Origin of the sequence: Ectobacillus funiculus, assembly GCF_004138295.1 — a bacterium.
Taxonomy (GTDB): domain Bacteria; phylum Bacillota; class Bacilli; order Bacillales; family Bacillaceae_G; genus Ectobacillus; species Ectobacillus funiculus.
In genome coordinates, this window is the sequence record NZ_SCFM01000002.1 from 263,862 (window position 1) to 276,137 (window position 12,276).

A 12,276-nucleotide genomic window follows, 5' to 3' on the forward strand; every position below is an offset into this window, starting at 1 on the left:
GAGCCTTGTCCGCTTTTCTTAATCGAGATGGTTTTTTGGCTTGGCTAGCTTAGTGTTCACAATTCAGTAGTATTGACGAGACAGAACAGAGAAAATGGTTTACAATATAAAGAAGGATTATGGATAGAGGAAGCATTTGCTTTTATAGAGCAGCAAGTTTCCTTGTATCTATACAACATTCGTTTGTTTCGTATAGTGATGAAGTAGATGTCAGAAGTCAATGGTTACAGCAAGAAAGCTGTGTTTAGTATTAAACAAATAACTGAATCGACAATATTTGAGCATGTATTTATCGGGACGCCTTTAATCTATTTAAGTATGGGAAGGATTTCAATTCTAGTACGATATATGCGCTTTGTTATATTAAAATATCGCTTTCTAGGAAGTATGTTTTAATTTTCAATAAAAATACCATACAAAATATTTTCTGAATTTTGTATAATATGTAACATAGAAAATTCGAAGTAAGGCAGGTACGAAACAATGAAAAATGTAAAGGAAGCCATCAAGATCGAGGATATCCTCGTCGCTCACAGCACGTTAAAGGATGTTGTTTATAATACGCAGCTGCAGCGAGACCCGATTTTATCTGAGCAATATGATTGTAACGTGTATTTAAAGAGAGAGGATCAGCAGACAGTACGTTCTTTCAAAATTCGCGGGGCGTATAACTGTATTAACAATCTACAGCCCGATCAGCTTGAAAACGGTGTAGTGTGTGCTAGCGCAGGTAACCATGCGCAAGGTGTGGCTTATACATGCCGAAAACTAAACATACCTGCCAAAATCTTTATGCCAAGCCCGACACCAAATCAAAAAGTATCGCAAGTGCGATTTTTTGGCGGGGCAAATGTAGAAATTATTTTAACGGGAGATACGTTTGATAGTGCTTATGCTGAGGCTGTTCAATATGCAAAAGCGCATGGTATGACATTTATTCATCCGTTCGACAATCCAGATGTAATTGCTGGGCAAGGAACAATAGGTGTAGAAGTTTTACACGATATTGATCGACCAATTGATTATATGTTTATGTCAATTGGCGGTGGCGGTTTGATTTCTGGAGTTGGGACGTATGTGAAAGGTGTTTCGCCATCTACGAAGATTATTGGAGTGGAGCCAGCCGGCGCAGCTTCCATGAATGCCTCCATGAGGGAAGAAAAAGTCGTAACGCTTCCGCAGATTGATCCGTTTGTGGATGGAGCAGCTGTCAAGCAGGTAGGGCATTTAACATATGAAATCTGTAAGGAAGTTCTTGATGATATCGTGACTGTACCTGAAGGCAAGGTATGTACAACACTTTTGGAATTGTACAGCAAAAACGCCATTGTTGCAGAGCCAGCCGGCGCATTGCCAATCGCTGCCCTTGATTTTTATCGGGATGAAATCCGCGGCAAAACAGTTGTATGCATCGTGAGCGGCGGTAACAATGATATTGGCCGCATGCAGGAGATTAAAGAGCGTTCTCTTATGTATGAAGGATTAAAGCATTACTTTATCGTCAACTTTCCACAGCGTCCGCGTGCTTTGCGCGAGTTTCTTGATGATGTACTTGGACCAAATGATGACATTACTCGTTTTGAATATACGAAAAAGAGCAATAAGGATAACGGACCAGCTCTCGTTGGTATTGAGCTAACATGTAAAGAAGATTATGAGCCGCTAGTGCAGCGCATGAATGCACATGGTATTAAATATATGGAGATTAATCACGATCCAACGTTGTTTAATTTATTGGTTTAACTAACATAAAAGGGTGTTCCGAATCAGGAGCACCCTTTTTGATATCATTACTATGTTTGCGGAGTTGTTTTTTTATTGTAAGTAACGGAAATAAATATAAAAATGTGAAATCAACAAAGAAACAATTGTAAGCGGCAACCCGATTTTTAGAAAGGTCATGTAGCTGAATCCATGTCCTTCACGGCTTGCAATTCCTGCAACTACTACGTTGGCTGATGCGCCAATTAAAGTGCCGTTTCCACCAAGACACGCTCCGAGAGCCAATGCCCACCAGAGCACCTCCATTTGTGATGCATCGGGAGAGAGACCAAGGCCAGCAGCTAAATCTTTAATGAGCGGGATCATTGTAGCGACAAATGGGATATTGTCAATTGTTGCCGAAGCGGCTCCGGATACCCATAAAATGAGCAGAGCTGCAGATGAGATGTTACCGTCTGTGATTTGTAGAACATGCTGAGCTAAAGAACCGATCAAACCGATGTCAATGAGTGCGCCGACAAGTACGAATAAGCCTGCGAAAAAGAAAATGGTTACCCATTCAACCCCAGCAAACACTTCTTCTAACTCATGCTGCTTTACGCCAATCAGCATCAGCACTGATGCGCCTGTTAAAGCGATTACAGCGGCATCTACATGGATAACGGAGTGAAGAATAAAGCCAAGAATAGTGAGAGCCAATACAGATAGTGATTTCTTTAAGAGAGTTGCATCGCGTATGTAGTCCTTTTCACGTAAGGATAGAAGTACTTGAATTTGTTCTGATGTTGTCTGTAACTGTTTTCTGTACAAGAGGTACAAGATAGCAAGCAGGGTGATAGTAATCACTAAAACAATTGGTGTTAAATTCAGGAGAAACGCATTAAAATCCAAGTGCTTGTTAGCAGAGCCAATCATGATGTTAGGAGGGTCACCGATTAAGGTTGCTGTTCCTCCCACGTTTGAAAAGATGACCTCTGAGATAAGATATGGTATGGGATTCACCCGCAGGATACGGGTAATTGATAACGTTACAGGAACTACAAGCAGCACCGTTGTAACATTATCTAAAAAAGCAGAGCCGACTGCCGTTAAAAGGGATAATAATAGTAAAATACGAACGGGTTGTCCTTTTGCTGCTTTTGCCGCTTTAATGGCGACAAATTCAAATACTCCTGACTTGCTTGTAATGTTTACAAGAATCATCATACCAATGAGAAGGGTAATGGTTTCCCATTGAATATGGGTGGTAAAGGCGGAGTGAGTGTCTACGACTCCGATCATTATCATAATCGCTGCTCCGAGCAGAGCAATAACGGCCCGGTTTATTTTTTCTGAGATAATAAGCGCGTATGTAACTATAAATAGTGAAATAGCGGTGTAATATTGCCATACGGCAACTTCATGAGTGATGGAATCCAATGCTGTTTCCCCTTTCGTTCCTGATCGTAAATATATTGCAGCAAGTCAAGTATACGGGATAAATGAAAAGAGGGAAAGAATGAGGACAGAAAAATTGCATAAAGATCAAAAATATGTCAAGCTAAGTATTATGTTGCTATTATTTGTATATGTATGATGGATAGAAAAGGAGGGCTTGCAGGTGGAACGTATTCAGGATAAAACTGCCATTCAGACTGAAATTGATAGCTTTGCAAATCAGGATGTATATGTTCATTTGGAAACAACGAATGGTGCATATGCTACTCACACAAACGAGAAGGTAATGACAGTGGGGGCATTTATGCGAAACGCTCGTATTTCGTTCGAACGCGGAACGATAGCTGGAACAAATCCCTATCGTATTGGTTTGAAAATGGAGCATGGCTGGGTGTATGCAGAAGGAATTACCCATTGGCTTAAGGATGAAAAAGGCCGTTTGCTGTTGTCTGGCCATGATAATCTGGGGAGATTGGCTGTAGCGCTTCAGTTAAGTAAAGAGCCATTTTAAAAGGAGGAAACAAGATGGAACGTCATGTACTTGTTGTACTTCCGCATCCAGATGATGAATCGTTTGGAGCAGGGGGAACGATTGCTTTGTATACAAAGGCTGGTGTGCCTGTTACATACGCTTGCGGTACGCTAGGGCAAATGGGGCGGAATATGGGGAAAAATGTATTTGCCAATCGGGAAACGATACCGCAAATTCGCAAAAAGGAATTAGAGGATGCTTGTAAGGAGCTAGGTGTCCAAGATTTACGTTTGTTAGGATTTCATGATAAAACGATGGAATTTGAGGATATTGATGTGGTTGCTGATGCGATTGAACAGGTCATTCAGGAGACGAACCCCTCTTTAATCATTACCTTTTATCCTGATCAGGCAGTGCATCCGGATCACGATGCTTGCGGACGTGCAGTTATTCATGCTCTTTCCCGCATGCCTCTTGAGCAGCGGCCGGTTGTATATGCATTAGCTATTACAAAAAATCGAGTGGAAGTTCTTGGAGAGCCGGATGTTGTTATCGATATAAACGATGTACTCGATGTGAAGCTTGCTGCTTTACGTGCGCACCGTTCCCAAACGGAGGCTATGCTGCAGGATATGCAGCAGAAAATAGACAAGCAGGATGAAACGACGCTAAACTGGCTTCGTTACGAACAGTTTTGGATTTATAAATGGTAAGCAATCGGTGAGTTTTCTTTAGAGATGGATCGTCCTCGAAGGCGATCCGTTTTTGGTATATTTCGTTTTTTAGATTGGGAGGATATATATGAACATACAAATTAGAATTTCTATGGAAAAAGATATCCCGCAGCTATCTAACCTAATGATACAATATATTGTTGATTTCTATCAAAGACCGCGTCCAGATGAAGAGGCGTTAAGGCAGCTGATTCAGCATATTCAATGTAATCCTTCGAGCGGTCTGCAGTTTGTAGCAGAGCAAAACGGTAAATTGATTGGATTTGCGACATTATATTTTGCCTTTAGTACACTGCAGCTTAAACGAACAGCTATTTTAAATGATTTGTTTGTTGTACCTGATGCAAGAGGAAAGAAAGCAGGAGAGCAACTGTTTAGGGCATGCTTATCATACATAAGAGAAAAGGGCTTTGGGTACATGACCTGGGAAACTGCGAAGGATAATCATGCAGCGCAGTCCTTATACAGTAAAATGGGCGGTGCGGTCTCCGATTGGCTTGTGTATGAAATGGTGTGAGTTCTATCTTATGCTTCCTCCCAATCGTTGGTAGGCGCCTTATGTGATCTCCGCAAAGTAATAGAAGTATTGTTGTCGTCAGAATTAACTTGAAAATCTGACACTAATGTAGTACGATGTTTTAAACACTTAAAATACGATGAAGAGGAATAGTAGGATTTTTTAAGCGATCAGAGAGCTGTTGGTTGGTGCGAAACAGCCGCAATGAAAATTCGAACTCGCCTTGAAGTAGCTCGCTGAAATGATAAAAGAGTAGGTGGAGACGGATCCTAACCGTTATAGTAGGAGGATATAAGGTTGCTACAACCTGTATCTGTTAAGGTGCATACCGTTTTGGTATGAATTAGAGTGGTACCGCGCAAGATGTCAACAGTCTTTCGTCTCTATATAAATAGAGATGGAGGGCTTTTTTTATTGCGAATTAAGAATGATAACAGTAAGTATTACCGCTGAAAGGATGATCATCACATGAAAAATTTTGAAAAGTATTCCAGAGGTTACTTTATGCCTCCAGTAAAAAGCATGAAATGGGCTGAGAAGGAGTATATTACGGAAGCTCCAATGTGGTGTAGCGTGGATCTGCGGGATGGAAACCAGGCTTTGGTTATCCCTATGAGCTTGGAAGAAAAGCTAGAATTTTTTCAGGTTTTGGTAAAAATAGGATTTAAGGAAATAGAAGTAGGTTTTCCTGCTGCATCTGAAACAGAATATGCTTTTTTGCGTACCTTAATTGAACAGGATCTAATTCCAGATGATGTGACAATTCAAGTGTTGACACAATCAAGAGAGCATATTATCAAAAAAACATTTGAATCGCTGCAAGGTGCGAAAAAAGCAGTCGTCCATTTGTATAATTCAACTTCCGTAGCTCAACGTGAACAAGTATTCAAAAAATCTAAAGAAGAAATTATTGATATTGCTGTAACTGGTGCAAAACTGTTGAAGAAATATGCAGCGGAAACAGAAGGGAACTTCCAATTCCAGTACTCGCCAGAAAGCTTTACAGGTACAGAAATTGAGTTTGCGCTTGATATTTGTAATAGCGTACTCGATGTATGGCAGCCAACTGCTGATAACAAGGTAATTATCAATTTGCCGGCTACAGTATCCATGTCTATGTCGCATGTGTATGCGAGCCAGATTGAATACATGAGTGATCATCTAAGTCACCGGGAGAATGTCATCCTGTCGCTTCATCCGCATAATGATAGAGGAAGCGGTGTTGCAGATGCCGAGCTAGGATTGCTGGCTGGAGGACAGAGAATCGAGGGGACTCTATTTGGAAATGGAGAAAGAACAGGGAACGTCGATATTGTTACACTTGCCTTGAACTTGTATTCGCATGGGGTGAATCCAGAGCTGAATTTTGAAAATCTTCCTGAAATTGCAGCTATATATGAGCGTTTAACAAGAATGAAGGTCGATGAGAGACAGCCGTATGCTGGTAAGCTTGTATTTGCGGCGTTTTCGGGATCACATCAGGATGCGATTGCTAAGGGAATGAAGTGGCGTGAGGAAAAGGATTGCGAACATTGGACGGTTCCTTATTTGTTGATTGATCCTAAGGATATCGGCAGAGAGTATGAAGGTGATATTATCCGTATTAACAGCCAGTCAGGTAAAGGCGGAATTGGTTATCTTCTTGAGCAGCAATACGGTCTTGATCTTCCTGCTCAAATGCGTGAAAATTTCGGATATACTGTTAAAAATGTATCTGACCGCCTTCATAAGGAGCTTATGCCTAAAGAGATTTATGACATTTTTGTAGAGGAATATGTGAATATCCAAGCTCCAGTTGAGTTTATTAAATATCGCTCTACTGAGAATGACGATTTCCAAACCGTTGTATCTGTTCGGATAAAAGATGAGGTGCAGGAAATTACGGGAGCAGGAAACGGAAGGCTTGATGCTATTAGCAATGCTCTTCAAACGGGCTTAAATATTGATTATACAAATTTACTTTATAAAGAGCATGCACTAGCAATCGGTTCTGGCTCACAGGCTGTATCTTATGTAGGAATCACTGCTGCTGATGGCACTGTGTATTGGGGCTGCGGGATTGACGTAGATATTATGACATCCTCTGTAAAAGCTCTATTTAGTGCGATAAACAAAATGATGAGCAGTGCAGATGCTTCTAATTGAAAAGGACTTCTTGCTTGGGAGCTAGCATAGCTTAGCTTGTATACACTCTGGCTGTCCCAAAGTCCGGGGTTAAGAGAACGATTGAACATATCAAAAGCTAACCATGTTATATTGGTTAGCTTTTGTGCTTTATTCTGATAGGGACCAGTTATAGTATGCTTGCCAAATGAGAGATTGCATCATTTATTCCAGCAGTTAACTGGATCGCATGAAAGTAGGATTTATTCGATGAGGAATAAATCCTATGCAGTGGAGTATGACGGAAAGAGGATCTATTATATACATGCTTCGTCAGTGTGCTTATGAAAACAGCATAATACGTTCGTTGCGATCACCATTGAAGTATTGTCGCGCGGTTAAAGCGATGCCAGTCGCAATCGCGCGTGCCATTTCATACACAACATGCAGATTGGTGTATGGAAGAGTGTTGGAGATGACATCGCCTTCTTCTAGTACAACTCCCATGATACTTGCATCGCCTACAGCAGGAAATTGCTTTCCTAACGCGGACCCGGGACGCAGGTTGCCCTGACGAACAACGATATGATGGACATAGTCTGCTTTGCCAACAATACTGTCCACAGCAAGCAGCCAAGTGTGAGGAGGAAGAGAAAGGCTTTGTACAGTAGCCTCTAAGTTGGTTGCATCTATCGGTTGTTTTAAATTTCCGATTATTCGCAAATGATCTGGGTATAGCCCATTTAACAGCGTACCAACAAATGGTCCAAGACTGTCACCGTTAATCCGGTTACTGCCGATGCATAAGACAGCGATTTGCTCTATATGTTTGGGCAAGCAAGAGAATAATCCGTTTCGAACGAGGAGAGGAGCAATGGGTCGGTCATATGGAATAGTTTGCATGTATAATCACCCTTTTTCCGAATTATACAATTGTATTCGTTCTGCAAGCTGAATATTCCTCTTTTCGAAAACGCAAAAAACCGTCCCATATGTTGGAACGGTTTTTCAGCAACGGATGGACTTGGCGGGATTCGAACCCGCAAGAGGCGAAGTTATGGAGAGTTCCACAACATGCTGCTCTGCCAATTGAGCTACAAGTCCGTGATATTGTAATATCTTTAGCATATCCAATTTGTTACCTTTTATCCTATAGCCAAGGAAAAAAATGATATATATTGTAGTCGTTTTGTTCACAAATGGATAAGCGGGAACAAGTTATAAATTGAATAGTTTTAAGTTTTAGTGAGCATTTCTTTGTAATGAGGAATGCTCTTTTATCTTTTTTTAAAAGAAAAGGATATTTTTTCAACAATAATAATATAATAAAAAACAATAATGTTTTATTGTGAAACGATAAAATGTATGTTAAAGTCAAATTGACAATAAATAAGTGGGGTGCTTTTTATGAAACAAGTTACGACGTTCTTTTTAAGGATGGCTGTTATTTTTATTGGAATTCCAGTTCTTGCTTTGTGCATATTTTTGGTGCCTGAGATAGGGAATGTTGCAGCAAAATTGTTACCAAAGTTTGCTTTTATAAAATATCTCGTTTTCATCGTTTTTGATGCATCGGCGATACCTTTTTACTTTGCTCTGTATCAGGCTTTTAAGCTTTTAAGCTATATTGACAAGAATACAGCTTTCTCCGAATTATCTGTAAAGGCTTTACAGAAAATCAAATACTGTGCCATCACAATCAGTGGCTTGCATGTGCTAGCCTTACCGCTCTTCTATCTATTTGCGGATAAAGACGACGCCCCAGGTGTTATCTTTGTCGGATTGGTTGTTCCTTTTGCTTCAATGGTTATCGCAGTCTTTGCTGCTGTTCTCCAAAGACTTTTACAAGAAGCTATTAATATAAAATCAGAAAATGATTTAACGGTCTGAGGTGAATAATATGGCGATTATAATCAATATTGATGTGATGCTGGCTAAAAGGAAAATGAGTGTAACAGAACTTTCGGAGAGGGTAGGCATTACGATGGCTAATCTTTCTATATTGAAAAACGGAAAGGCAAAAGCGATACGATTATCAACTTTAGAAGCAATTTGTAAGGCTTTAGAATGCCAGCCTGGAGATATTTTAGAATACAAAAGTGATGAAGACACCCAAGCATAATGGACAACATATTTCTTGCGCGAATGGGAGCTTTAATTCAATAAGACTGTTAATGTAAAACGCTTGGATTATATTTTAATCCAAGCGTTTTTGTGTTGGCATTTGTGACAAAACAGCAAAGCACTTTGAGTTGGGGTAATTACATTATAGGTCTAGCTTAACCTCTCAACAAACCTAGCGTGAGATAATCTCACAATGTTTTTGTAGAAAGAAAAACTACTTCTTTTGGGGCGTTTTTTACATTTGTAAAAGGATCACAAACTTTGTTGGGTTAACATATCATTCTTGTTAATGTTTGTTTAAATACAGGAAAGTAAATAAGAAAGTATGTATACTCACTCATATACTTTTACTTATTTACTTCGAATTGGTGGTGAAAATGAAAATGCTAACTATGTACCTAAAGCCAGTCTGGACACCATTAAAATGGTTTGGAATTTCTATTTTTAGGGGTAAGAGTGATGGAAGGTATTATTATAAGATCGGGACGAAACCGTTTAAACGGATAGGAAAAGCCTTATAGAATAAGATTTCACATACAAACTATGAAGTAAAAAGAGCTAGTTTCTGTACGAACTGGCTTTTTTATATTGAAAGTATAAATTTCCATCCAGAAGCCAATACACTATACAACATGTATTTCTTATATGTTGAGCTATATTGATAAATTAAACTGTATAATACAGGGAACACCGTATAATGTTCTTTTTTTCTTTTTTAGCACCAATTCTATATTCGTTATGTTTATCCCATTATTGCTACAGGTTATTTCTGGATGTATAGCATTTAGGACGTTGAGAAACAAGGAAAATTCCAATGATATTTATTAATTAAATGAATATCATACAGTGATTGTATCTTTGGGACTGTGGGCGCAGAGATAATTAAGAGGGATTATTTGATGCAACAGAGAAAGAAGCAGTAAATTTCCTTTGGCATCATAGAGCTGCATTTCGGAAAAGCGTTAAGGAACTGAAGAGAGTAATAAACAATGATAAACCTGTATGGTAATGAGTCATAGAGAATTTGAGAAACAATCATTTAGAAGTAGGCGCTTTTTGCCGGGAATGATACAATCATGCTCCACAACCTTCTCATATAAAAAGGAGATGCTCAAAAGGGTATATTGCGTGCCTTTTAGAGTATCTCCTTTTTTATGTGCAATGTAATTTTCATAATCAATATTAGTCATACATTTCCTGAAAGATTAGGTAACCCCTGCTTACACCTTACTAACAAACAAAAGGAAACATTTAGCACAATAGGGGCAAGGAAAACGGGTTCTTCTATACCATCAATCTTTTACTTGTCCCAGAAAATAAAAAAGAGAGCCATTACCTCATTTCATGATTCTCTGCAAAGTCTTTGTATTCTTAGTTTCCTTTTTCCTCTTTGTATACCTTACTAGAAGCAATCAACTTTTCTAGTTCACTTCTGTAATGTAGCAAATGCTTTCGTAATTCCTTCTTCTTACTTGGAGTTATATCCTTTCCATTGAGGTTCTTACCTGTCTGTAAAGTTTGCTTGACCTCATTTCTCATAGTTACTAGCTTGTATCCCGTTTCTTTCACGGTCTTAGTCTGATACGTCCGCATCATTTTAATTAGTATCGTTCTAGCTTCATGAGCTTTCTTATTCAACTGCCCACCTCCAAGTTTTGCAGTCGTAATTTAACTGCTATATTATCATAACATGCATTGTAAAATATTTCAAATTAACTGTGTCTTTACAACGTATACATCACTTTCATGATGCTCACCTAGACATATATAGATAAGAACAAATAACAACAAATAGCATATAGTAAGGAATAGCCACATAGGGTAATTTTGTACAGAAATATTGTTTGGTTAATTTAATCGTGATAATAGCCTCAAAACTGCTTTTTATTACATCCCAACTTTATCCTGCACTATATCTTTCACAAATAACATAAATTATATGGTATGAAATTTTACTACGCCAAAAACACTTTCCTTGAAGGTTTTTTCGACATTGATTTAAGTGCTTAGCTATAAGTGTTAGAAGAGATTTGAAAAAAGATGCTGTCTTATCTTAAACAGGAGCAGTGATACTTATGAATGTTACTCATATTCAAGTTCATGTATTGGGGAACTATCAATTCGAAGATGCACATGCAACAATAGAAATTGACGGTGACAAGAAATACACTGTGTATGCTAAGTATACAAGGAAGCGTGAAGTGAAAATAATTCATGATAATGAGTTACCTGCTGAATTAGAACCTTTATATAATAAAATGGAAAAAGAGTTGAACAGACGTATCAGGGGATTACATTCGGCAAGGCTGATATTTGGTGAAGAATAAGAAAATATCAATTACTAAAACAGAATGAGCAATTAGTCTTTTTAAAAAATTAATCAGTCTGTATGAATTTAACAAGTATCCCCATTGTTATTTGTTTTGTTCCCTGTTATTCTAAAAGAGAATTATTTTTGTTCGGTGTATGAAGGGATAATGAGTGTAAAAACAGTTTGTGTCTTAATATGTCTAGACAAGAATAGTATTACAAGTGTGTGTGAATACGCACTAGGGGGCAACAATATGTTACAAGGTACAGTTAAATGGTTTAATGCAGAAAAAGGATTTGGATTTATCGAGCGCGAAGGTGGAGATGATGTATTTGTTCACTTCTCAGCTATTCAAGGTGAGGGATTCAAATCTCTAGAAGAAGGTCAAAAAGTTACATTTGAAATTACTCAAGGTAACCGTGGAGATCAAGCTGCTAACGTACAAAAAGCTTAATTAAATATATAGACAAAAAAAGTCTGACCCAGAAGGTGCACATGTATCTTGTAGGGTCAGACTTTTTTATTCTCCAGAAAATAAAAGAACTGTTCTTTTTAGTAGTGTTATTCATACCAGTCTTCTCCAATGAGCATACTGCCAAAAACTACATAAGATAAACATCATAAACACAACCATTCAGGAGTAGCGTTCATCAATCATCAGGGGCGCGGACGTTCTTGTTTACAATGAATCAGGAAATTTAGAACTTGCAGAACTAAATGCTGAATTTGTTTCTGATCGAGTGCCTAAACAATTTGTGGACTTAGCTAAATGCTTTTGGAACAACGCTAAGACAGTTGAGCACATTTGAACTCTAAGAATCCTGTCATCTTTACCGTCTTGCTTCTAGGATATTAC

General features: G+C 38.6%; 12 protein-coding genes, 1 tRNA gene and 1 other annotated feature. Of the genes, 9 read left to right on the top strand and 4 right to left on the bottom strand.

The window, feature by feature from the left end; translation table 11 throughout:
- Positions 1–483: 483 nt before the first annotated feature.
- A complete protein-coding gene (gene ilvA, locus EP737_RS01415) occupies positions 484–1,743 on the top strand; it encodes a threonine ammonia-lyase IlvA (protein WP_129726138.1) in 1,260 nt (419 codons plus the stop codon).
- 72 nt (positions 1,744–1,815) lie between these two features.
- Here ilvA and EP737_RS01420 read toward each other — a convergent pair whose 3' ends face one another.
- The gene (locus EP737_RS01420; protein ID WP_129726139.1) at positions 1,816–3,141 is read right to left on the bottom strand and encodes an ArsB/NhaD family transporter; all 1,326 of its coding nucleotides are present in this window, start codon (positions 3,139–3,141) and stop codon (positions 1,816–1,818) included.
- A 181-nt stretch (positions 3,142–3,322) separates the two neighbouring features.
- Between EP737_RS01420 and EP737_RS01425 the strand changes: the two genes are divergently transcribed.
- The 4 genes from EP737_RS01425 to EP737_RS01440 all read left to right on the top strand — a co-directional run bounded on the left by EP737_RS01425 (position 3,323) and on the right by EP737_RS01440 (position 7,027).
- Entirely contained in the window at positions 3,323–3,670 is a 348-nt protein-coding gene (locus EP737_RS01425; RefSeq protein ID WP_129726140.1) for a YojF family protein, read from the top strand.
- 14 nt (positions 3,671–3,684) lie between these two features.
- Entirely contained in the window at positions 3,685–4,344 is a 660-nt protein-coding gene (bshB2, locus tag EP737_RS01430; RefSeq protein ID WP_129726141.1) for a bacillithiol biosynthesis deacetylase BshB2, read from the top strand.
- An 88-nt stretch (positions 4,345–4,432) separates the two neighbouring features.
- Positions 4,433–4,882, top strand: coding sequence for a GNAT family N-acetyltransferase (locus EP737_RS01435; RefSeq protein ID WP_129726142.1), 450 nt, complete (start codon positions 4,433–4,435; stop codon positions 4,880–4,882).
- Between the two features lie 130 nt (positions 4,883–5,012).
- Positions 5,013–5,270 (top strand) — a binding site (T-box leader).
- An 80-nt stretch (positions 5,271–5,350) separates the two neighbouring features.
- Positions 5,351–7,027 (top strand): 2-isopropylmalate synthase, encoded by a 1,677-nt coding sequence (locus EP737_RS01440; RefSeq protein ID WP_129726143.1) that lies wholly within the window; start codon positions 5,351–5,353, stop codon positions 7,025–7,027.
- Positions 7,028–7,327: 300 nt separating this feature from the next.
- On the opposite strand, the gene yyaC is transcribed toward EP737_RS01440, so the two are convergent.
- Together yyaC and EP737_RS01450 are read right to left on the bottom strand one after the other, a co-directional pair.
- Positions 7,328–7,888, bottom strand: a complete 561-nt coding sequence (yyaC, locus tag EP737_RS01445) for a spore protease YyaC (protein ID WP_129726144.1) — start codon at positions 7,886–7,888, stop codon at positions 7,328–7,330.
- A 116-nt stretch (positions 7,889–8,004) separates the two neighbouring features.
- Positions 8,005–8,089, bottom strand: a tRNA-OTHER gene (locus tag EP737_RS01450).
- 303 nt (positions 8,090–8,392) lie between these two features.
- Between EP737_RS01450 and EP737_RS01455 the strand changes: the two genes are divergently transcribed.
- Together EP737_RS01455 and EP737_RS01460 are read left to right on the top strand one after the other, a co-directional pair.
- Positions 8,393–8,875: a DUF2975 domain-containing protein gene (locus EP737_RS01455; protein ID WP_129726145.1), complete on the top strand. Its 483-nt coding sequence runs from the start codon at positions 8,393–8,395 to the stop codon at positions 8,873–8,875.
- Positions 8,876–8,885: 10 nt separating this feature from the next.
- Entirely contained in the window at positions 8,886–9,107 is a 222-nt protein-coding gene (locus tag EP737_RS01460; RefSeq protein WP_129726146.1) for a helix-turn-helix domain-containing protein, read from the top strand.
- 1,373 nt (positions 9,108–10,480) lie between these two features.
- On the opposite strand, the gene EP737_RS01470 is transcribed toward EP737_RS01460, so the two are convergent.
- Positions 10,481–10,747 carry a hypothetical protein gene (locus tag EP737_RS01470; RefSeq protein WP_129726148.1) on the bottom strand — a complete coding sequence of 89 codons (267 nt, stop codon included), beginning with the start codon at positions 10,745–10,747 and terminating at the stop codon, positions 10,481–10,483.
- 437 nt (positions 10,748–11,184) lie between these two features.
- On the opposite strand from EP737_RS01470, the gene EP737_RS01475 reads away from it, so the two are divergent.
- Together EP737_RS01475 and EP737_RS01480 are read left to right on the top strand one after the other, a co-directional pair.
- Positions 11,185–11,436, top strand: coding sequence for a hypothetical protein (locus tag EP737_RS01475; RefSeq protein WP_129726149.1), 252 nt, complete (start codon positions 11,185–11,187; stop codon positions 11,434–11,436).
- Positions 11,437–11,673: 237 nt separating this feature from the next.
- Positions 11,674–11,874, top strand: a complete 201-nt coding sequence (locus EP737_RS01480; RefSeq protein ID WP_129726150.1) for a cold-shock protein — start codon at positions 11,674–11,676, stop codon at positions 11,872–11,874.
- Positions 11,875–12,276: the final 402 nt, after the last annotated feature.

Bases quoted from the DNA above. Each gene is read 5' to 3' on its own strand.
- EP737_RS01460 (WP_129726146.1), top strand. From the start codon at position 8,886: ATGGCGATTATAATCAATATTGATGTGATGCTGGCTAAAAGGAAAATG.
- EP737_RS01455 (WP_129726145.1), top strand. From the start codon at position 8,393: ATGAAACAAGTTACGACGTTCTTTTTAAGGATGGCTGTTATTTTTATT.
- bshB2 (WP_129726141.1), top strand. From the start codon at position 3,685: ATGGAACGTCATGTACTTGTTGTACTTCCGCATCCAGATGATGAATCG.
- EP737_RS01440 (WP_129726143.1), top strand. From the start codon at position 5,351: ATGAAAAATTTTGAAAAGTATTCCAGAGGTTACTTTATGCCTCCAGTA.
- EP737_RS01480 (WP_129726150.1), top strand. From the start codon at position 11,674: ATGTTACAAGGTACAGTTAAATGGTTTAATGCAGAAAAAGGATTTGGA.
- EP737_RS01435 (WP_129726142.1), top strand. From the start codon at position 4,433: ATGAACATACAAATTAGAATTTCTATGGAAAAAGATATCCCGCAGCTA.
- EP737_RS01475 (WP_129726149.1), top strand. From the start codon at position 11,185: ATGAATGTTACTCATATTCAAGTTCATGTATTGGGGAACTATCAATTC.
- yyaC (WP_129726144.1), bottom strand. From the start codon at position 7,888: ATGCAAACTATTCCATATGACCGACCCATTGCTCCTCTCCTCGTTCGA.
- ilvA (WP_129726138.1), top strand. From the start codon at position 484: ATGAAAAATGTAAAGGAAGCCATCAAGATCGAGGATATCCTCGTCGCT.